The sequence below is a fragment of the Sinomicrobium pectinilyticum genome (assembly GCF_003725735.1).
Lineage (GTDB): Bacteria > Bacteroidota > Bacteroidia > Flavobacteriales > Flavobacteriaceae > Sinomicrobium > Sinomicrobium pectinilyticum.
In genome coordinates this window covers 1-22,249 of sequence record NZ_RJTM01000167.1, presented here as the reverse complement: position 1 = coordinate 22,249, position 22,249 = coordinate 1, and the positions used below count along the sequence as shown (strand labels likewise).

Here is a 22,249-nt window from a genome sequence, read left to right as displayed (position 1 = left end):
CGGGGGGCGGGCCCGGTATTATGGAAGCCGCCAACAAGGGGGCTTATGAGAACGGCGGGTATTCCGTAGGATGTAATATCATATTGCCCAGTGAACAGGGGGCCAACCCCTACCTGCACAAATGGATCGATATCCCCTATTTCTTTGTCCGGAAGTTTTTGCTGATTAAATATTCCTATGCGTTTGTGGTCATGCCCGGAGGGATCGGTACGCTGGACGAACTGTTCGAAGCCCTGACCCTGATACAGACCAAAATGATCAATCATTTTCCCGTAGTCCTCTTCGGGAAAGAATATCACCGGGAGCTTTACGAACACATACAACTTATGGCCAAAAACGAAAGTATAGACCGTGAAGATATGGAACTGCTGTTCATTACCGATTCCGTAGAAGAAATGAGCATTCACCTGAACACCCATGCCATTCAAAAATTCGGACTCGTTAAAAAAACGTACAAAACCCGCTGGTGGCTCGGCGAATATCCGGATAAAAACCGGAAATACGCACCACAAACGGCCCGAACCTCTTAAACAGACATAAAATGAATATGGTATTGCGATCTATAGCCTTCTTCGTTTTTCTCGGTGTAAATGCACAGCACCGCATTCCCGCGATTCCGGATAGCAGTTATACTCCTGCGCAAAGGTGGGTTCCTGTTTTGCGCAATATCACCATCGGGGATTATTTCAATTATATGGATTCGCTGGCAGACCGGTACCGTACCGGCTATCCGCTTACCGAACATCTCCTGGTACGTGCCAACCCTCGTATTATCGACTCCCTGGCCAATACGGATTATTACCGGCAGATGGCCAGGGACTCTTTCGTATATGACCAGAAGAAAATCATTGCCCTGCACCGGGGAGATTCCCTCCTGGTCCCCGATTCCATTACCGTAAATCGTCTTCTGAAGGTTTTTGAGAATACCCTGATCGACATCAATATCCCCGAATTCAAGCTCCGGATCTATGATGGTTCCGTACTTGTTCATACCTTCCCGGTAAGAGTAGGGAAAAACGCAAAGAGATACCTGGCCATGGGAAGCCGGGTGACCAACCTGCGAACGGTAAACGGAGAAGGGACCATAGTAAGGCATGAAAGGAATCCCGTATTTTACAATCCCGTCAACGGGCACCGTTTTTACCTCACTAAAAGAGATGACGGAAAAACCACTGTTATGCCCCGGATACCCTGGATAGAGACCGAGATCAACGGGGTACGCAACGGGCAGATGATACATCCCACCACCAACCCGGAAACCTTGGAAAAAGCCTATTCCAACGGCTGTATAGGTACCCGGGAGGCCGATATGTGGTATATCTATTATCATGCTCCCATAGGAACGGCCGTTCGCATCAGGTATGACCTGGAGGTTACGGACGAAAAGGGGAACAGCATTACACTAAAGGACATCTATAATAAATATAAAGCTACAGACCATGAATAATAGTGTAAATATAAGCCTGGGCAACGTAGTGTTAAAAGGGATACTGAACGTACCCGAAAAAGCACGGGGTGTGGTTATTTTTTCTCATGGCAGCGGGAGCAGTCGCCTGAGTCCCCGGAATAACAGGGTCGCCGTAATGTTCAATACACAACGGTTCGCCACCCTGCTTTTTGACCTGCTCACGGAAAAAGAAGATGCCGTTTATGAAAACCGGTTCGATATCGATTTGCTGACGCAGCGATTGATCGATGTCACCCGGTGGATAAAGGATCAGCCCGCGACCAAAGGGTTACCCATAGGATATTTCGGGGCCAGTACGGGAGCAGCTTCAGCATTGAAGGCGGCAGCCTATTTCGGCGATACCGTAAAAGCCGTGGTATCCCGGGGAGGGAGGCCGGACCTTGCAGGAAATGAAAACCTGTATACGGTCAGTGCCGCAACACTTCTTATTGTGGGAAGCTGGGATCAGGTGGTCATGCAATTAAACCGCGAAACTTATGGAAAACTGCATTGCAAAAAGCAGCTTGAGATCATTCCCGAAGCCTCCCACCTTTTTGAAGAACCCGGTAAAATGGAGCAGGTTACCGTATTAGCCGTAAACTGGTTCAAAAAATACTTGAAACATCTAACCAAATAATTATGAATCTGAAAACCATCCATTTAGAATATCTGGTTTGCCACGGATACACGAATAATTGTAAAACTACTCATAATATATTCATTTTTCTGAGACCCAGGTTTGCAGAAACTAAAGTAACAACACTTTACCGCCCTGGACTTGAAGTCCAGAGGTTTATGGCAGACTGAAAATCTGTTTGGCCACAGATTCATGAATATTTTTATAAGTATACCCCCATATTTATTCGGGAATTCGTGGCATAAATAACTTTTTAGAATCTGAAAGAATCCCGATTATCGGGATCGGGAGCAGGATCTTAACCTTTAACTTGAAAATAAAAGAAATCATGTTCAAAAATAGAGTACAAGCGGCCACTAAACTCGCCAAAGTCCTGAAACCCTACAGCAGTCAAAACGCCATAGTCCTAGCCATCCCCCGGGGGGGACTTCCCCTGGGAGTTGTCGTGGCCGGGACGCTGAAATTACCGCTGGATGTTGTCCTTACCAAAAAAATAGGCCATCCCTACAACCGGGAATACGCCATAGGTGCCGTAAGCCTTGAGAATGTGGTCCTGGATAATACGGTTAAAAACATACCGGAATCTTATATCGCAGAAGAGATCAGAAGAATACGTAATACGTTGACCGAAAGGTATGCACAATATTACTCCGGCCGTAAACCCGAAAGTGTAAAAGGCAAAACGGTTATTGTAATAGACGACGGTATAGCTACCGGGAATACCATGCTTGCCACGGCCGAACTCTTATACAAAGAAAAACCCGAAAAGGTCATTATTGCGGTGCCCGTAGCATCACCCCAAGCGGTACAAAAACTGGAAAGATCCGGCTATATCAATAAAATCATCTGCCTGGAACAACCCCCAGATTTTTATGCTGTAGGTGCCTGTTATGAAGAGTTTGACGAAGTTACCGATACAGAAGCCGTTAAACTGCTGAAAATGACTAACAGAATTAAAGACACTTAGAAACTGTTTAAATTTTGTTTTTGGTCCCGATAATATCGGGATTACAGTTTGGACTTAATAAGATTGAAGAAGATTGAGGGAGATTGAAATGTTTAAAATCAATCCTTTCAATCTCCCGGCATAGCCGGATTAATCACCTTCAATCCCTTTAACCTGCTTTGCCGGTACGGAAAAAGGCGCCCGAAAGAACCAAAGGTAATGCTCTGAGCCCTTCGATAAATTCAGAAATCACTGCCGAAGGGATAAAATCTAAACAGTTTCTTAAACTAATGTGAACAACAGACCAGCGAAAAGGCTCCTCTCCTGAAACGGAGAGAGGTGCAAGTCTGAGATGTTTTTGATTTATAGTATTTAAACATTACTCACCTCAAACTAAAACAAAATTACTTGGCATATTCACCCGACACTTTCCAAAAAAGAAAGGCAAACCCTGAATAGAGAGACTGCAAAAGATGATTCTAACTAAACTGACTGACAATGGTCTCCGGGCTTGCCTTATTTTACTTTAGATTTTAATCTTCCAGGACTTCAAAACACACTTTTGTGTTTACCCTGTATTCCGAAATCCGGTTGTCCGTTACGGTGGCCTGCATATCCTGTATGTACACCGATTTGATGTTTTTTACGGTTTTGGACACCTCATCTACAACCTGCTGAGCAGCATCTTCCCAGCTTTCTTCGGAATTTCCCAGTATTTCAACTACTTTTAAGACAGACATGATATTAAGTTTTAAAGGTTAATCATTCTTTGCTAATTTAAGCACGAATGAGTGTATGAAAAATGATAAATATCATCGGCCTGAACAGTTCATTACAAAATTAAAACTGAAGTGAGATCCCTGCTTAAACCATGGTATCTCTCATATAAAAGTAATGATATTGCTTATCCCTCGGTGCAGTCAGGATAGTTGATTTACCGGGTCTTTTCCCTCCTGCCAGTCATGCAAATTCCGAAAAACCGTATCCGCTATATTGGTCAGGGCCTCTTCGGTAAGAAAGGCATGGTGCGACGTTATTAAAACATTGGACATACCTATGAGTTTCTTTAAATAGGGGTCTTCTATCCCATTGGCTGAACAATCATTAAAAAAGACTCCCCTTTCCTTCTCGTAAACATCAATCCCCAGCGCACCTATTATTCGGTTTTCCAGGGCTTCCAGCAGATCGTCCGTTTTTAATACGGCCCCTCTTGCCGTATTGATGAGCATCACCCCCTTTTTCATCACCCTAAACAATTCCCTGTCAAAAAGATGGTGAGTAGCACCATTCAGCGGCAGGTGAATTGAAATGATATCGGCACGGGAACACAATGCTTCCAATGTGGTATATTGCATCTTGTATTTGCCCTGTAACGCATCGCTTTCGGCTATATCATAACCCAGTATCTTACAGCCGAAACCATTCATGATCCCCGCCATGACACTCCCTATGCGCCCGGTACCTACAATTCCCACCGTTTTGCCGTGGAGGTCGAATCCCGTAAGACCGGTGATATCGAAATTATATCCGGAAACCCTCCTGTTCGATTCGATCAGTTTACGGTTCAAAGCAAGTAAAAGTGCTACCGCATGTTCGGCAATGGCATAAGGGGAATATCCGGGTACATTAGCTACTTTCAGCCCCGATCGCCCGGCTGCCTTCAGGTTTACATTATCATACCCGGCAGACCTCAGTGCTATATACCTTACGCCCATGTCCTTCAATATGTCCAGGACAGTTGCGGAAGCATCGTCCCCTGCAAAAAGTGAAACCGCATCAAAGTTCAGCGCCAGCACTGCAGTCTCCGCAGTAAGGGATTCTTCCCTGAAGACCTCCTGAAAAGCATGATGCTTCGCTCTTTGCTGCAGGTAGGGCTTTTCGAAAGCCTTTACACTATAGAACAGGATTTTCATTAAAAAACAGATTTATTAAATTCATCCGAATATCTATCTCAACATCTCACATTCTCACTTTCTGTATTTTCCGCCGACCAGGTGTTTCCTGTTGGTTTCCCTCATAATATCATGCACCGTATAGAACAAGTCTTTTTTCAGCTCCCTGAAATCGAGGGATAACTGTTCCACTCCCTGTTGCATTTTTTTATGAGCGGTCTTTACTTCCCTTTCCTCATAAGGCTGGTCTATGCCGTCCAGGAGTACAACAAGTTCGTTCTGATGGTTCCTTATCTCTTTGGTGAGCCGGGATATCCGTTCTTTACAGGTCGAAAGACTTTCCACAAGTTTCCTGGTTTGTATATAGTTCTGGTCTGTACTGAGTTTTATGAAATAGGTGCCCAGCAGTTCGTCGAGAAAATGTGATTCGGTATGCATAAATTCCAGCTCCGAATACCATGTCCTGGCATCTTCGTGCATCTCTTCCGCACTTTTCCATTCCATATATTTCACGTTGGTATACAGTGTCATTTTGATTTCAATTAAAAGTTAAAAGAGAACAGGGAGTGCTGTACTCCCCGTTCTTTAACGGCCTCTCAACGAACTTCTATAGCCCTGGAAGGAGCTACTTTCGACTCTTCCTTTTTTGCCAGGTTGAGTTTGAGTATTCCGTTTTCATACCTGGCCTTTATATCTTCTTCCTTCACACTGTCGGGAAGCAATAACGACCGCTTAAATGAATTGTAATTAAACTCTTTCCGGGTATAATCATCGTCTTTTTCCTCTTTGGATTCCGCTTTCTCGGCACTGATGTTCAGGTAGCCGTTTTCAATAGCGATCTTAAAATCCTTTTTGGAAAGCCCGGGAGCTGCGAGTTCGATTTCAAATTCATCATCCTTTTCCCGGATGTTCAAAGCCGGTTGCTGTAATACGCTTCCATCCAGCAAACCATCCCTGAAAAAATCGTCCATGTCGAAAAACCGGGATAATCCGGAATTGACCCATGGTAACCTGTTGTTAAACTTAATGAGTGACATAACTGTATTTTTTTGATGTTAAACAATTTATACAACTAAAATAATCCAGGAAGGGGTCGAAAAAAATGATAAAAATCAGGAGTACAGATTTTTCTAAAAAAATAAGAGAAATTAGGTGTTTTTATTATTTTGGACATTCGTATATCACCTATTTTACGGCACTTATAACCACAAAAGAGCCTTTCCCGTAGCCTGTTTCGGGTTCCTGTTCTTTTGTAATTTCGTCCGGATTATCAAACAGCGTCTGTGTAATTCTGAGATCCCTGAAACCACAATCCAGGATCATTCTCTTCAAATGGCCGGTCCTGTAAAAGCTGGCATGCCGGTAAAAAATGCTCCGTTTACGCTTTTCCATATAGCTTCTGGCAATCTCCCCGTCTTTTTCTATAAAACCGATGATAAGAAGACCGCCGTCCTTTAAGACCCGAAACGCTTCCCGAAGTGCTTTTTTAACATTGTTCAGATGACAGATAGTGACAAAAAGAACAAAGTCGAAATGAACATCCTTATACGGAAGCGCTTCCGCATACCCTTTTACGATCTCAATACCCCTTTTTACCGCCAGCGCGGCCATTTCGTCCGAGGGTTCCACTCCTTCCCTGATTCCCAGGGGAAGGGCAAACCTTCCCGTCCCCACCCCGACTTCTATTCCCGTTATATTTTCCGGGAGCCGTGTAAAATGTTCGCGAAGTGCCCTGATCTCAGATTTGTATACAGCATCATGCCTGGCATACCAGGCTTCGTAATCGTCCACATTTTTACCGAATATATCCGAATGTACCATGATTTTGGGTTTGATTAAGTGGTTAATAAGGAACTGTTTTACATCTCAATACCCAAATGTATCACACCTTCACCCGTAAAAGAATGACATTCATCATTTCAACAATTTTGTTTTACTGTTTTCTTTACAGAAGCAAAAAAACAGCGTCGGAAAGAAAATTGATTTAACGGAAAAAAGATGTCGGCAGATCATACAGCAAAAACACCATGGCATCATATTGCCGCAGAACAGGTCTTCAGGAAATTAAGGACAACTGCCCTGGGACTGACAGACCGCGAGGCGGAAGACCGGAGAGCACGCTATGGCCGGAACGAACTCCGGGAGGCAGGGAAAAGATCGTGGATAAGCATCTTCGGAAAACAGTTCGGGAGCCTGCTGGTTATCGTGCTTTTTATTGCCGCGATCATTTCACAGCTCAGCGGAAATACCATAGACACCTATATTATTCTCTCCGTTATCTTTTTAAATGCCTGTATAGGTTTCGCCCAGGAATGGCGCGCCGAAAAAGCGGTGGCTTCCCTGAAAACTTCCCTGCCCTTATGGGCCAAGGTATTACGCAATGGTAAGAAGGAAACGCTTTTGTCCCGGGAACTGGTTCCCGGCGATATCATTTTCCTGGAAGAAGGCGACCAGGTCCCGGCAGATGCCCGGCTTATCGAAACCAGGAATGTCCGTACCATAGAAGCTGCACTTACCGGCGAATCCCTTTCAACCGGTAAAGACATCCTGCCCCTGCCTGCGGAAACCATCCTGCCCGAAAGAAAAAACATGGTATACAAAGGTACATTCCTGGCCAGCGGCTATGCCGTTGGTGTGGTAACCGCCACCGGGATGAACACGGCTATAGGAAACATTGCCGGTACACTGCAAAGTATCAGGACTTCCCGGACCAACTTCCAGAAAAAAACGGATATCCTGGGTAAACAAATGGCTCTGCTGTCTGTTACAAGTGCGGTTTGCCTGTTTGTCATCATGTATTTTTTCAGGGATACAAATCTGAGTGATGTTTTCATCACCGCTATCGCCATCCTGGTAGCCGCGATTCCCGAAGGTTTACCTGCAGTCCTTTCTATCGTACTGGCCATTGGTATCCGGAGGATGTCAAAACGAAAGGTTATTGTCCGTGAATTTACGGCAACGGAAACCCTGGGGGCGGTCACCACCATCATCACCGATAAGACAGGTACTTTGACGCAAAACAGCCTCACTGTACAAAAAATAGGGATTCCCGACGAGGAAGATATCCATGTTACGGGTGAAGGATGGTTCCCGGCGGGTAATTTTGTAAGGGACGGGTATATTCTCGATGTCAACCACCTTCCCGCTCTGCAACAGTTTCTGCAGATCGCCGGGTGGTGCAACAATGCAGAAGTCTATCACGACAATGAAAAGAATACATACAAACTGATGGGTGACTCCACGGAAGGTGCCCTGCTGGTCCTGGCCAGGAAAGGAGGTGTTTTTACAAATCGGGAGGATACGATAAAAAAACTGGATGACTATCCTTTTAACTCTATCCATAAAATGCGTGCTACTCTTGTTGAAAAAAACGGAAAGAAACAACTCCTCGTTATCGGGGCCCCGGAACAAATACTGGAAAAATCCACCCGGGCACTTACAAATAAAGGTGTTATTGACATGGATACGGAGCACAGGCAATTCATTTCCCGGAAAATAGAGCACTGGTCGGATCACGCCATGCGGATCGTTGCCCTGGCTTACAGGGATGAACCCGGCGACCTCCTGAGAATCAATAAAGATACAGGATCACTGACATTTGTCGGGATTTCCGGAATGACCGACCCTCCCCGTCCGGGTGCAAAAAGTTCGGTAGCCCGATGCAGGCAGGCAGGTATCCGTGTTATCATGGCTACCGGGGACCATATCAATACCGCCATAGCTGTTGCCCGTTCTACCGGTATCCTGGAAACCATGTCAAAGAGGGAAAACATAGCCCTTACCGAAACACAGTTATCGGCATTGGATGAAAGGGAATTTGAAAAAGCCGTACTGAACATAAACGTTTTTGCCCGCCTCACTCCGCACATGAAATTGCGCATCGCAAGCACATTGCAACAAAAAGGGGAACTGATTGCCATGACAGGAGATGGTGTCAACGATGCCCCCGCCCTGAAAAAGGCCGATGTAGGTATAGCCATGGGTATCATGGGTACGGACGTGGCGCGCGACGCGGCAAAGATCATCCTTGCCGATGATAATTTCTCTACCATAGTAAACGCCATAGAAGAAGGAAGGATAGTGTTTAACAACGCCAGAAACACCAGTTTTTACCTGGTAACCACCAATCTTGCCGAGATCGCAACGCTTATTTCCGCACTGGCCATGGGTATGCCTTTACCACTAACCGCCACACAGATCCTATGGTTAAACCTCATTACCGACGGCACCGAAGATATGGCTTTGGCCACGGAAAAAGGACACGGCGACCTGCTTCGTGAAAAACCTGTCAATCCCCGGGAAAATATTCTGAATAAAAGCATCCTTCCTTTTTTATTTATCAATGCCGTACTGATGGCGATAGTGACATTACTGGTCTTTACCTACTATTTGCCCGAAGGCTTACCGAAAGCACGGACCGCTGCTTTTGTAGTCATGTCTTTTTACCAGTTCTACAATGTATTTAATATGCGGGCACTGAAACTGTCTGTTTTTACCATAGGTGTATTCTCTAACAAATACATCAATGCTGCCCTGGTATTTTCGATCCTTATCCTGCTTTGCCTCATTGAGGTTCCGTTTCTCCGTAAGCTATTTGATTTTCAACAGCTCTCTTTTTACGAATTTATTTTTTTCGGGGTCATTTCCTCTTCTGTACTGTGGATGGGAGAACTCTACAAATACCTGAGGTACAACAAAAAGTTATTGCTTTGGAAATTCTCCCGATACTGAACAGCCAAAAACTATTATAAGGAAATTAAATAGTGTGAACTGATTTTCATCATTTTAATTCTTCCTTTCGTCCTTTTTCTTTACAGAAGTAAAATGTGATGGACATGGACACGTATATTAAATTTTTCGATCGGACCGGTATTGCCGATATTCCCGTTGTAGGAGGAAAAAATGCTTCACTTGGTGAAATGTATAACCGTTTATCATCCCAAGGGATCGCTGTTCCGTACGGTTTTGCAACCACTGCCCCCGCATTCCGGTTATTTCTAATGGAAAACGGACTCGACCATAAATTGCGGGAGCTGTTGCATACACTGGACCGGGAAAATTATACCAACCTCCGCGACATCGGCTCCCGGGCAAGACAGTATATCCTTGAAGCGGCTTTCCCGGAGAAACTTTCCGACGCCATAATCGAAGCCTATAGCGGGTTATGTGAAAGAGAAACCGCAGAAGTCGCTGTAAGAAGCAGCGCTACGGCAGAAGACCTTCCCGAAGCGAGTTTTGCAGGTATGCACGATACCTTTCTGAATATCAAGGGAGAAAAGAATGTATTGAAGGCCGCAAAACGGTGTTTTGCCTCTCTTTATACCGACAGGGCCATCAAATACAGGGAAGATAAGGGATTTAAACACGAGGAAGTAGCGCTGTCCGTGGGTATACAAAAAATGGTTCGTGCCGATAAGGGATGCTCCGGGGTGGGTTTTACCGTAGATCCCGAATCGGGCTTTGACAGAGTGGTCCTGCTCTCGGGAGTATGGGGGCTCGGGGAGAACATGGTACAGGGAACCGTCAACCCGGACGATTTTTACGTCTTTAAACCGGCCTTAAAAAAAGGATATAATGCCATTATCCGCAAAGAACTGGGTTCAAAAGACAAGACCATGATCTACACCGATACGGATCATCATGTGGCTACCATAAATACGGATACCCCTAAAGACAAACAGGAAACATTCGTACTATCGGATGAGGAGATACATCGCCTGGCCCGGTGGGCGGTGATCATTGAAGAACACTACGGGAAACCCATGGATATCGAATGGGCCAAAGACGGGCTGACCCACCAGCTGTTTATCATACAGGCCCGCCCGGAAACCGTACACCGGTCGGATACCGGGACATTTTTCAGGGAATACCATATATCCGGGAAGGGAAAAACACTGACGTCGGGAAATGCCATAGGGCACAAGATCGTCCACGGGACGGTGCGTTTGCTCCCTTCACCCGCAGATGCCGGTAAGTTATCTGCCGGCGATATTATTGTTACCGGTTCCATTACACCGGACTGGGACCCGTTACTGAAAAGCGTAAGTGCCATCGTAACCAACAAGGGAGGCCGTACCAGCCATGCCGCTATCGTATCGAGAGAACTCGGAATTCCGGCCATAGTAGGGTGCATGGATGCCACACGGGTGTTGACCGAAGGTGCGAAAGTCACCATATCCTGTGCAGAAGGCAATACGGGGTATGTTTATGAAGATGAAATACCGTTCACAGCAAAAGATATCGACCTTTCACGGATTAAAATGCCGAAAACGGAGGCCAAACTGATCCTTTCCGATCCCGGGACGGCATTCCGTTTAGCTGCTTACCCCCATAAAGGGGTAGGATTGCTGCGTATGGAATTTATCATTACACACCAGATTAAAATCCACCCCATGGCCCTGGTGGATTCCGGTAAAATAACGGATAAGGCCACCAGGACGTCCATAGAAGAGCTCACCAGGGGATATAAGCGGAAAGAAGCCTATTTTATTGACAGGCTGGCCCAGGGTATCGCTACCATTTGTGCTGCCTTTTATCCCGAAGAGGTCATTGTCCGCCTCAGTGATTTTAAAAGTAACGAATACGCCAACCTCATAGGCGGTCAATATTTTGAGCCTGTGGAAGAAAACCCTATGCTGGGGTTCAGGGGAGCTTCCAGGTATTACAATGAGGCCTACAGAGAAGCATTTAAGCTGGAATGTGAAGCCATTAGAAAAGTTCGCAGTGAAATGGGGTTTCACCATTTAAAAGTTATGGTGCCCTTCTGCCGTACTCCCGAAGAAGGCCGGAACGTGATCCGCCTGATGGCAGAAAACGGCCTGGCACAGGGTAAGGAAGACCTGGAAATATACACCATGATAGAAATTCCGAGCAATGTGATCCTCGCAGAAGAATTTGCCCGGATATTCGACGGGTTTTCCATTGGGTCTAACGACCTCACCCAGCTTGTCCTGGGGATTGACCGGGATTCCGAACTCGTTTCAAACCTTTTCGATGAAAATAACCGGGCCGTTAAAATGATGATTACATCGGTTATCGGGGCAGCACAAAAAGCCGGGATCAAAACAGGGCTGTGCGGACAAGCCCCCAGTGATTTTCCCGAATTTGCGGCTTTCCTTGTCGAATCGGGTATAGACAGTATTTCTTTTAACCCGGATGCATTACTCACCGGGATAGAAAATATGCGTAAAGCGGAAGACCATATCCTCCGTGTTTCTTCCGGACAACCGTAAATACAGTACAAGCTGCCGGCTATTAAAAATTTATAGCTGGTCCGCCAGCACCGAGCCTTGCCGAAGTATTAAACTAACCATAAAAATACAAACCCATGAAACAGATTCTCTTACCAACGGATTTTTCAGATAACGCTCTGCATGCCATACGATATGCAACAGCTATGTACAGGGACGAAAAATGTACATTTTATCTTCTCCATGTATTCGAAGTCCCTTACTACCCCATAATCCTTATGTCTACCGATCGCCTGCACGATCCGGCTTATGAAATTGCGCTCGAACGAAGCCGTAATGCCCTGCAGGACATTATGCTCCGGATGGGACCTGTGAAAAATTCCGACCATCATTTTAAGGCCATATCGAGGAAAGACACTTTGCTGCATGCCATAAAACTCCTGGTAAAGGAAAAGAATATAGATATGATTATCATGGGAAGCAAAGGGGCACGAAACGCAAGGGGGGTCAATTATGGCAGCAATGCGGTAACCCTCATGGAAAAGATATCTTCCTGTCCGGTAATGACTATCCCCCGGAAAGCAAGGTTCAGAGGATTTAATGAGATCGTATTCCCTTCTTCTTTTGAAATAGCCTATGAGAAAAAGGAAATAAATCCCTTACTGGAACTCGCCGGGAGATTCGAAGCCAGCATCCGGGTCATCCACATCGGGGACCAGGAGGAATTGACCGAAATCCAGAAGAAAAACAGGAAGTTACTGGAAGATCACTTCAGCGGATTGAATTGTACTTTCCATTCATTGTCCAATATTCCTCCTGCCGCAGGGATAAGCTGTTTTGCCGAAAGCCGGGATACGGACCTTATTGCGTTGGTAAACCGGAAGCACTCTTTCTTCTACAGGCTTATGGAAACGCCCGTAATAAAAGGGATCAGCTTTTACTCCAGACTTCCTATTATGGTAATGCACATTTAACCGGCGGTCTTATTTAATGTGAATAATGGATAACAAAAAAAGCACCCATACTGTTAGGGAGAAGGGGGGGGACCAGCCTAAGCCCCGGGAATTGTACCTAAACACTAATGTTTATCCGATGGTCTGGGATTTCAAACCCTCCGATCCCAATTGTCCCGATGTGTATCGGGATCGGGACCACCTCTCTTCGTCTGAAGGGAGGAGATTTTAAAAATTAAAAACAGTACTTAAACTTTTACAATGCTTTTATCCTGGAGAACTTATCTATTATTCGCGTTGATTTAAAAAGATTTAAAAAGATACCCCGGACATTATTCATGGTTTGCCGGTTTCCTGCTTGGCAGGGATGATCTTTTCTTTTTCGAGCTCCTCGGTAATTCGCTTTACATAGTCTTTTACGGTCCTGTTTATGCTCCCGGGTTCCACAAGGTCGAAAGACGCCACCCACACCAGTGATTTACTGTCGGGTACTCTTATGTCATACAGGGAAGCTTCTATATGATATATATTATACCTGTCGTAATAACCGGGATCAAAGTAAATATCCTGGTACACAAAATAATACCCCCCGAATCTCCTCCAGAAATAATCTGTTCTTGCATATCCCCTGCTATAGGAAACCTCTTCACTGACCCCTTTTACCACAGATACCAGAATAGCATCATATCCGCTGTCGGCAAACTTGTCTACTTCTTCCTGAATAGTCTCTTCAGACTGCCGGGAGTACATAAAGGAAGGACTGAAAACCTGATAGCTTTCCACTGCATCGATTCCCCTGGCCTGAAGCTCGTTTTTCAAATGTTCTTCATAAATTTTCCGTCCCGTAAGATTATCGGTAATTCCTACTACCAATACCTTTCCCGGAATCTCCCCGACATATGTGTTATTACGCCAGCTGTCTACCAGGCGAACAGAAGAGCATCCCGCAAAAACAATAACTGCAGTAATTAAAATTATTTTTTTCATGACCGGTTTCTTTTATGTGTTACGAATCTGTTATTAAGGAGTATGCTTCCTTGCTAATCACGCTCTAAGGTAATCCCTGGAAACAGCAAATGAAATGATTAAAATCAGTTGTGTTTTTCCGGACCGGTACAACAAGAAGTTGCTATAAATATGATATTAATCATTTCTCCGATCGCTGTCCGAAGGTATTTTTATACTGATAATCAATTGTATCATCAAAATAATTTGTCATGAATAACACATTAGGAAACCTGAGGGAGTTGTTTGTTCAACAAAGCCTGCAATTATTTGACACCACCATGAGAGAACAGTCCGAATTACCTTATGTCGCAAAAAATATAAGTACCCCCGAGTTAAAAGAACTCGTGCAAAAAAAACTCCGGTCCTCTAAAGACACCGGTGACTTTCTTCAGGAGGTTTTCCATACCATGGAAATCAGGCACGAAGTAGAAAAAGGTATTTACTGTGAATGTATATTAACACATGCGGAAGCATTGATAGACCGGAGTAAGGATCCCTATGTTTGTGATGCCGTCATTTTAAATGCTCTGCAGCAACTGTGTCACAATAACATCGCATCCCTGGGATCGCTGGCATCGTATGCGCGGGAAATCGGACAGAAAGAAATAGCTTTTAGCTTCGAAGGGCTTTCCGCTGAAGAAGGGAACATCGACAAGGAGCTTGCCCGGCTGGCAAAGCACAGCATTAACAGGAAGGCTTCTTTTTCAATTATGTAAGTTGCAAGATGTATAAAAACCTGATAATTTGCCTGGCAGGCCTGCTGGGGTTTTCGTGCGGTCAGCGAAAAGAAAAAGTTTTCCCCGAAAGAATGCTGTTAACCGAGTCCGTATATTCCTCGGTTACCATTCAACCCGACAGTCTCTACCAGATATATTCTGCCGTAGGTGGCATCCTCGATTACAATTTGGTGGAAGAAGGCGACCCGGTAAATAAAGAAGACCCTCTTGTGCAGATCATTAACCTTACCCCTGAGCTCAACCGGGAAAATGCCAGGCTGGCCCTTGAGCTCGCCCGGGAAAATTACAAGGGCCGGGCTGCAGTACTGGATGAAATACGGGATGAGATCGCCGCAGCTTCCATGAATTACAGGAACGATTCGCTCAATTATATCAGGCAAAAGAACTTATGGGAACAAAAAATAGGTTCGAAAATGGAATTTGACACCAGGAAACTCGCTTATCAACTATCGGGCAATACTCTATCCCTGCTCCGCAATAAATACTACCGCACTAAAAATGAACTGGAAACCCGGTTAAAGCAGGCTGAAAACAATTATAAGACCTCACAAATAGCCGCTACGGATTTTACCGTTAAAAGCAAAATTGACGGTACGGTATACGCCCTGTATAAAAACGCGGGGGAAACCGTCTCTCTCCAGGAGCCTTTGGGGGCGGTGGGATGTACCCATAGCTTTGTCATAGAAATGCTCATCGATGAAGTGGATATCGTCAAAATAAAAAAAGAACAAAAAGTACTTGTCACTCTCGATGCCTACGGAACAGAAGTTTTCGAAGCAGTTGTTCACAAGATTTACCCCGAAAAAGACGAACGTTCACAAACCTTTAAGGTAGAAGCCCTCTTTACAAAGCAGCCCCCGGTGCTCTATCCGGGGCTTTCCGGTGAAGGTAATATTATTATTGCGCGAAAAGAAGACGCGCTTACCATTCCGAAAGTTTTTCTGAGCGCAGACGACAAGGTGCTTACCGAAAACGGCCTTGTGAAAGTTGCAACGGGTTTACAAAACCTGGATCGTGTGGAAATACTGCAAGGTATCGATGAAAAAACTCCCCTGTTAAAACCGGAACCATGACCCGCTGGAAAGTATTGCTGGAAATTGCCCGTACACACCTGCTCACCCGGATGAAATCGACGACTACCGCATCTCTGGGGGTTACCTTCGGCATAGGGGCTTACATTACACTGGTAAGTTTTATGACCGGGCTCAACCGCATGCTGGATGACCTTATCCTGAACCAGACACCTCATATACACCTCTACAACGAAATAGAGCCCTCGGAACAACAGCCCGTAACCCTGTACCTGGAACCGGAAAGCGCATTTCACGTGGTCCATTCCGTAAAACCCAGACAAAGCCAGAAAAAGATTCACAATGCCTACCCCATTTTACAGTATCTGAAAGAAGATCCTGCTGTAAAAGGAGCTACTCCCCAGCTCCGGGCCCAAATATTTTACCTTTCCGGCTCCATAGAACTGGGAGGAAACCTCACCGGGATCGACATCATGGAAGAAGTCCGCCTTTCCAACATTCGGGATTATATTATAGAAGGAACTCCAGAAGCCCTGGACAATAATGAAAGTGGTATACTGCTGGGCGCCGGACTGGCCCGGAAAATGTCACTTTCCACAGGCGACCGTATACAGGTGAGCACAGTAAAAGGAGCTGTTTTTCCGTTAAAGATAGTAGGGTTGTATCAAAGCGGAATTGCCGATATAGATAATGTTCAGGGTTTTGCCGGCCTGAAAACCGTGCAGCGTATTTTGGGAGAACCCCGGAATTACATTACCGACATTAACGTAAAGCTCCTCAATATAAATAAAGCCCCTGCGATGGCCCTGCAATTAAAACGGCTGTTCAAAGTAAAGGCTACGGACATCAACGAGGCCAATGCACAGTTTGAAACAGGGTCCGATATCCGCAATCTCATTACCTATTCCGTTTCCGTAACTCTTTTAATCGTAGCCGGATTCGGCATCTACAACATTCTCAATATGCTTATTTACGAAAAAATGAAAGATATTGCCATTCTCAAAGCTACCGGGTTTTCCGGTGGTGATGTGCAGTTCATCTTTATTAGCCAGGCCATTATCATAGGCCTGGCCGGTGGTATCCTGGGCCTGCTGCTCGGTTTTATGCTCTCCCGCTTTATTGACGGTATAGCCTTTGAAACCGAGGCCCTTCCAACTATAACTACCTATCCTATTAACTATAACCCGTGGTTTTACATTATCGGTCTGTCTTTTGCGCTGCTTTCCACTTTTATAGCCGGCTTCCTTCCGGCAGACAAAGCGAGAAAAATAGACCCGGTAAAAATCATAAGAGGTTCCTGAATCCCATACCATGGCTGTCGTACTAAAAGCAGATCATATCGATAAGTATTTTAAGAAGCCGGTGGCATTTCACGTCCTGAAAGACATATGTTTTGATATAAAAAGAGGGGAGTTTGCCAGTATCATGGGAAAGTCGGGCTCGGGCAAATCCACCCTCCTGTATATCCTGTCTACCATGGATACTGATTATACGGGCGCGCTCTACTTTAATAACGAACTGGTTACGGGACAATCACATGAAAAACTCTCCGGGATCAGGAACAGGCATATCGGTTTTGTCTTCCAGTTTCACTACCTGCTTTCCGAATTCAGCGTATTGGAAAATGTAATGCTCCCTGCCAAGAAACTGGGCGAAAAATCCTACCAGGAAATTGAATATGACGCCATAGAAAAACTTAAGATGCTTCATATAGATCACCTGGCAAAAAAGCGGGCTTCACAGATCTCGGGCGGGGAAAAACAGCGGGTAGCCATAGCACGTGCACTCATCAACAATCCTTCTATCCTGATGGGCGACGAACCCACGGGGAACCTGGACAGCTACAACTCCGAAAATGTCTTTAGTATCTTTAAACAGCTCAAGGAAGAACAGGGGCTCTCTCTCCTGGTAGTGACCCACGATATCGATTTTGCCGAACGTACGGACCGCATTATTCAGCTGGAAGACGGCCGGGTTGTCAACTGAAAACAAATCAACCATATTGATATGAAATACAGAAATTTATATCAGACTGAAAGTCCGGTTGGCCACGAATACACGAATAATGAGCAAACAATCCGTAATATATTCATATATCTGTAACCTGAATCTATAGAAATTAAAGTAAATAACTGCAATGGCTTTCATCTTTAACCTGATCATAAACATCGGCAAGCCGTAATGTATAAACCGGTTTTTCGCAGGTAGGGACCTGTAATATTCCCGAGACTAAACGGACCGGTTTCAAGCTATGCCTTGTAGTCATTAAGCACATGGAGCAAGGGAGTTCATGCTTTGAACGCGGTTGTATTATTCATCCTTATGCCGCTTTCTTTTTACCCACTTAAACACCTCAAACCAAAGTACCGATACGGCAGCAATAAGCCCGGCTGTCCCTAATTCTGCTATATTCAAACCGGAGACTTTAAAAAAAACGGAAAACGGGGGAAAATACAGGATGCCGAAAAGGAGCAGTACCGTTATCCCGATGATCATAACAAATAATATGTTCCGGTTCCTGAAACTTTCAAACATACTGTAATAGAACGAACGGTTTGTAAGGCTTAGCCAAATATTGGCAAAAATCAGGGTGGTGAAAACCATGGCCCTTGTTTTTTCTTCATTCTCCCCGCTAAGTACGGCATATTGATAAGCAGACAATACCCCTATAGTAATCATCAATCCCTGAACAATACTGATACCAAGTTCTTTCCGGTTCAGAAATGTGTCGGTCATTTTTCTCGGTTTTTGTACCATGGTGTTCTTCTCCATCGGTTCGTTTTCATACACAATCGAACAGGTGGGCCCCATGATCAATTCCAAAAAAATAACGTGTACGGGAGTAAACAGCTGTGGATATACCCACCCCAAAAACAAAGGCATAGTCACGGTAAGAATAATAGGAATATGGATGGAAATAATATACCGGATCGCCTTTTTAATATTCGTATAGATCCTTCGTCCGGCAGCAATCCCTATAATCAGTTTTCCCAAATCGTCATTGGCGATGACCAAAGAAGCTGCTGCCTTTGCTATTTCAGTTCCCTTATGCCCCATGGCCACACCAATGTGAGCAGATTTCAAGGCCGGGGCATCGTTTACGCCATCACCCAACATGGCTACCACTTCTCCCTTCTTTTTCAACGCATTTACCACCCTGAGTTTCGCCTCGGGAAACATTCTGGTAAATATGACCTGTTGCCCGACCACCTGCATTAATTCTTCCTCTGGGTATTTCATGATTGCCGCCCCTTCTACAGCTTCTTCGGTCAAATTCACAATTCCTGCCTGTGCTGCGATGCTCTTTGTAGTATCGGTATTATCGCCTGTGATAACTTTTACCTTGATCCCGGCATTGTAAATATGCCGGAACACGTCCCGGATACCTTTTTTAGGCGGATCATAAAACACGGCCAACCCCAAAAACTCAAATTTAAAATTTTGTTGTTTACCGGGAAACTCTTCGCCCCGGAAACCGGACTTTGCTATCCCCAGGATGCGAAACCCCTGCTGCCCGAAACCTTTGATAAGGCCGCGAACTTTATTTTTCTGGCTTTCGGAAAGCGTGGATACGTTAAGTATTGCTTCCGGTGCTCCTTTTGCGGCAATAATCCGGTGTTTTTCCGCATTCTCAAAAAGATGTGTCATCATCGGCGGCTTACCGTCCAAAGGATATTCGTGAAACAGCGTGTATGATTTTCTCAGGTCCTCTTTTTGTGTCTGCCCATATACCCGGTGCAGGGTTTTCTCCATCGGGTCAAAGGGCACAGGCTCACTACTCCACATGGCATAACCAATCAAATCGGAAAGTACGGAAGCACTAAAATCCGGTTCCTCAAAAGTTTTATCGGAATTATAATCATACAGATATTTCAGGTGCATTGTATTTTCGGTAATGGTTCCGGTTTTATCGGTACAGATCACCGTTGTACTCCCTAAGGTCTCCACAATACTGCTCCGCTTGATAATAATCCCATCGCGCATCAGCTTCCAGGCGCCCAATGCCATAAAAGTGGTAAATGCTACCGGGATCTCTTCGGGTAAAACAGACATGGCCAGCGTAAGCCCGTTGAGCAGACTTTCGAGAAGGTTCCGGGTATGATAGTAACTGACCATACAAACCATTAGGAATACCACAACACCTATAATGGCCATTGTTTTTACAAACCGGCCAATCTGAAGTTGCAAGGGGGAAACTTCCTCTTTTATATCGGATAAGGACGCCCCGATTTTACCGAGTCGTGTTTCTTTGCCGATTTTTTCTACTTCAAAAACGGCAAGTCCCGACACTGAAAGTGTTCCGCTATATACCTTATTATCTTCACTTTTACTGTTTTTGAACACCGATAAACTCTCCCCTGTTAAAGCTGCTTCATTAACCGAAAAATCATTGCTATGGACAATTTTCCCATCGGCATTAATCATTTTTCCTTCCTCGGTAATGCTGAGATCGCCCACTACAATCTCGTTTGTGGGGATCTCGATCACTTTCGCATTACGGATAACTTTACTCAAAGGTTCGTTCAGCTTCTTCAGGGCCTCCAATGCCTTTTTACTCCGGTTATCCTGGTATAAGGAAATGGCCGAAACCGCAACGATGGCCAGGATCATAAACGTCGCTTCCCCGTAATCGCCTATGATAAAATAAATAGCTGAAATGGCAATGAGCAGGATAAGCATCGGCTCTTTTAAGATATCAATAAGCAACTTCAGCCAGGTACTCTTACCGGTGGCATCTATTCGGTTATACCCATACGTCTTTCTCGAAGCGGCTACCTCATGATCGTTAAGACCTTTCAGGTTATCAGGAACATTGTGGAACATAAACGATTATATATAAAATTTAAAAATACCAAATCTTTTGATTGAAGCCGGAGCTATGGAAGGTTTTTAAAAAGGTTATCTATAATAACGTGAATACTGGATAAGCATAAATATAAAGCACTGGTAAACAGATGAGATATTAATGACGATTTGGATATTTCCTCCCAAAGCCATAACTGAAAAGCGTCTCCCGATCCCGATTATCGGGATTATCAGGAGCGAGGAGCCGTTCGGCAAACCCGGGAACCACCGGCAAAGGAGGTGACGTGGCAATCGCATACGTCAGGATAAAAGGCTGGTTTGTCACGGCTTGTTACGGGACATTCCCAAGTCTCTACTGATCCCTTCGAAGGCCCGTTCTTTCACACTACATCCAATACAATTGTATTAAGTTCTCATACCTAATCATCTGTTAGCTATGGTGTGATGTTAAGAGGCTGCCCAACTTATACGATTTATAACAGTCAACTATCCCGGGGCAAGCCCACGAGAGATACATCGGAAAACCCGAAAAAAAGTATTCCGACGCAAGTATCGGAGTATTTTAAATCTCACCTAGTGCGTAAATTTTTCCGAAATTTGCCAAGTATCTAAAAATAGGATAAAGAGATGAAAATATATATAATTGGTGCCGGAGCAATCGGCAAGACCCTGGCTGTTTGTCTGGCCCTTAACGGGAAGGATGTTCAGTTAATCCGCGGTAGTGTGGATGATGGTAATACCTATAAAGAAAAATTAACTGTAAAGCTTAAAGCGGAGCAGGAACTAACGGCAGAAGTGGCGTTTAATTCTCTGAGTAACTATTCTGAATTAAACGGCCTGGTTATACTTACCACCAAATCCTTTGGAAACAGGGAACTCTCTAAAAAATTAGTGAGCAAAGCCATCCGGACTCCAATAGTCATTTTACAAAACGGCCTGGGAATAGAACAACCTTTTATAGAAAAAGGCTTCAAGGAGGTTTATAGATGTGTACTTTTCGCAACCAGTCAAAGCATTTCCAAAAATAAGGTACGGTATAAACCTGTTGCAGAGTCTCCCATAGGTGCAATCCGGCAAAATAGCACATTTTTGGATAAAATCGTTGAAGAAATAGATACCCCTGATTTTAGGTTTGTTACAGAAAAGTATATTGACAAGATAATATGGAAAAAGGCCATTGCAAATTGTGTATTCAATTCCATATGTCCATTGTTGGAAGTTGATAATGGAATTTTTCACAGGAACACCGAAGCCTTTTCCCTGGCAAAAAAAATCATTGCCGAATGCGTGTTGGTATCAAGCAACAAAGGAATTGACTTAGAAGCCAAAGAAATTGAAGATCAGGTGATTTCTATTAGCAAAATGTCCGATGGGCAATTTATCTCCACTTTACAGGACATCAGAAGTAAACGGGAGACAGAAATTGACACCTTAAATTTTGAGATTTACAGCATGGCAAAACAAATGAACCTGGGCTTACAGGTTCAGCGGACAAAATTACTAGGGGATTTAATAAAAATAAAATCCGGGCTAAACAGGTAAAATGTTCCCCCCTCTAAGAGACTGTCTTCCATGTTAAAATAACATGAATAATAGGTAAGA

Annotated in this window: 19 protein-coding genes; 12 read left to right on the top strand and 7 right to left on the bottom strand. The window is 44.6% G+C overall.

All coding sequences use genetic code 11. From position 1 onward, the window contains the following. The 4 genes from ED312_RS21445 to ED312_RS21430 form a co-directional block, all read left to right on the top strand. The coding region (locus ED312_RS21445) for an LOG family protein (RefSeq protein WP_123218074.1) at positions 1-530 on the top strand (530 nt) is incomplete at its 5' end. An 11-nt stretch (positions 531-541) separates the two neighbouring features. Next, complete coding sequence (locus ED312_RS21440) at positions 542-1,447, top strand: L,D-transpeptidase (protein ID WP_123218073.1); 906 nt, start codon at positions 542-544, stop codon at positions 1,445-1,447. Continuing rightward, entirely contained in the window at positions 1,440-2,084 is a 645-nt protein-coding gene (locus ED312_RS21435) for a dienelactone hydrolase family protein (RefSeq protein ID WP_123218072.1), read from the top strand. Before ED312_RS21440 ends, ED312_RS21435 begins: the two co-directional genes overlap by 8 nt. Before the next feature lie 328 nt (positions 2,085-2,412). After that, positions 2,413-3,051: a phosphoribosyltransferase gene (locus ED312_RS21430; protein ID WP_123218071.1), complete on the top strand. Its 639-nt coding sequence runs from the start codon at positions 2,413-2,415 to the stop codon at positions 3,049-3,051. Positions 3,052-3,563: 512 nt separating this feature from the next. On the opposite strand, the gene ED312_RS21425 is transcribed toward ED312_RS21430, so the two are convergent. The 5 genes from ED312_RS21425 to ED312_RS21405 all read right to left on the bottom strand — a co-directional run bounded on the left by ED312_RS21425 (position 3,564) and on the right by ED312_RS21405 (position 6,743). Then, positions 3,564-3,770 (bottom strand): dodecin family protein, encoded by a 207-nt coding sequence (locus ED312_RS21425; RefSeq protein WP_123218070.1) that lies wholly within the window; start codon positions 3,768-3,770, stop codon positions 3,564-3,566. Between the two features lie 180 nt (positions 3,771-3,950). Further along, entirely contained in the window at positions 3,951-4,943 is a 993-nt protein-coding gene (locus ED312_RS21420; protein ID WP_123218069.1) for a 2-hydroxyacid dehydrogenase, read from the bottom strand. A 54-nt stretch (positions 4,944-4,997) separates the two neighbouring features. Then, the gene (locus ED312_RS21415) at positions 4,998-5,453 is read right to left on the bottom strand and encodes a hypothetical protein (protein ID WP_123218068.1); all 456 of its coding nucleotides are present in this window, start codon (positions 5,451-5,453) and stop codon (positions 4,998-5,000) included. A gap of 65 nt (positions 5,454-5,518) precedes the next feature. Beyond that, on the bottom strand, positions 5,519-5,959 hold the full coding sequence (locus ED312_RS21410; protein WP_123218067.1) for an Hsp20/alpha crystallin family protein: 441 nt from the start codon (positions 5,957-5,959) through the stop codon (positions 5,519-5,521). A 148-nt stretch (positions 5,960-6,107) separates the two neighbouring features. Next, positions 6,108-6,743 (bottom strand): class I SAM-dependent methyltransferase, encoded by a 636-nt coding sequence (locus ED312_RS21405; protein WP_123218066.1) that lies wholly within the window; start codon positions 6,741-6,743, stop codon positions 6,108-6,110. Positions 6,744-6,920: 177 nt separating this feature from the next. Here ED312_RS21405 and ED312_RS21400 point away from each other — a divergent pair, with 177 nt between their 5' ends. The 3 genes from ED312_RS21400 (at position 6,921) to ED312_RS21390 (ending at position 13,086) form a co-directional block, all read left to right on the top strand. Next, a complete protein-coding gene (locus ED312_RS21400; protein ID WP_123218065.1) occupies positions 6,921-9,653 on the top strand; it encodes a cation-translocating P-type ATPase in 2,733 nt (910 codons plus the stop codon). 104 nt (positions 9,654-9,757) lie between these two features. Next, on the top strand, positions 9,758-12,154 hold the full coding sequence (gene ppsA / locus ED312_RS21395; protein WP_123218064.1) for a phosphoenolpyruvate synthase: 2,397 nt from the start codon (positions 9,758-9,760) through the stop codon (positions 12,152-12,154). Positions 12,155-12,249: 95 nt separating this feature from the next. Then, positions 12,250-13,086, top strand: a complete 837-nt coding sequence (locus ED312_RS21390; RefSeq protein ID WP_123218063.1) for a universal stress protein — start codon at positions 12,250-12,252, stop codon at positions 13,084-13,086. Between the two features lie 315 nt (positions 13,087-13,401). Here ED312_RS21390 and ED312_RS21385 read toward each other — a convergent pair whose 3' ends face one another. Further along, positions 13,402-14,052 (bottom strand): hypothetical protein, encoded by a 651-nt coding sequence (locus ED312_RS21385; protein WP_123218062.1) that lies wholly within the window; start codon positions 14,050-14,052, stop codon positions 13,402-13,404. Positions 14,053-14,282: 230 nt separating this feature from the next. On the opposite strand from ED312_RS21385, the gene ED312_RS21380 reads away from it, so the two are divergent. Genes ED312_RS21380 through ED312_RS21365 form a run of 4 tightly spaced genes read left to right on the top strand, consistent with a single transcriptional unit; the run spans position 14,283 to position 17,827 of the window. Further along, positions 14,283-14,789: a DUF892 family protein gene (locus ED312_RS21380; RefSeq protein WP_123218061.1), complete on the top strand. Its 507-nt coding sequence runs from the start codon at positions 14,283-14,285 to the stop codon at positions 14,787-14,789. A gap of 8 nt (positions 14,790-14,797) precedes the next feature. Further along, positions 14,798-15,883, top strand: coding sequence for an efflux RND transporter periplasmic adaptor subunit (locus tag ED312_RS21375; RefSeq protein ID WP_123218060.1), 1,086 nt, complete (start codon positions 14,798-14,800; stop codon positions 15,881-15,883). Continuing rightward, positions 15,880-17,142, top strand: a complete 1,263-nt coding sequence (locus tag ED312_RS21370) for an ABC transporter permease (RefSeq protein ID WP_123218059.1) — start codon at positions 15,880-15,882, stop codon at positions 17,140-17,142. The genes ED312_RS21375 and ED312_RS21370 overlap by 4 nt, the downstream gene beginning before the upstream one ends. A gap of 10 nt (positions 17,143-17,152) precedes the next feature. After that, the gene (locus ED312_RS21365) at positions 17,153-17,827 is read left to right on the top strand and encodes an ABC transporter ATP-binding protein (RefSeq protein ID WP_123218058.1); all 675 of its coding nucleotides are present in this window, start codon (positions 17,153-17,155) and stop codon (positions 17,825-17,827) included. Positions 17,828-18,151: 324 nt separating this feature from the next. Here the strand turns inward: ED312_RS21365 and ED312_RS21360 are convergent, their stop codons facing one another. Further along, positions 18,152-20,665, bottom strand: coding sequence for a cation-translocating P-type ATPase (locus tag ED312_RS21360; protein ID WP_123218057.1), 2,514 nt, complete (start codon positions 20,663-20,665; stop codon positions 18,152-18,154). 609 nt (positions 20,666-21,274) lie between these two features. On the opposite strand from ED312_RS21360, the gene ED312_RS21355 reads away from it, so the two are divergent. After that, a complete protein-coding gene (locus tag ED312_RS21355; protein WP_123218056.1) occupies positions 21,275-22,189 on the top strand; it encodes a ketopantoate reductase family protein in 915 nt (304 codons plus the stop codon). The last annotated feature ends 60 nt before the right edge of the window (positions 22,190-22,249 follow it).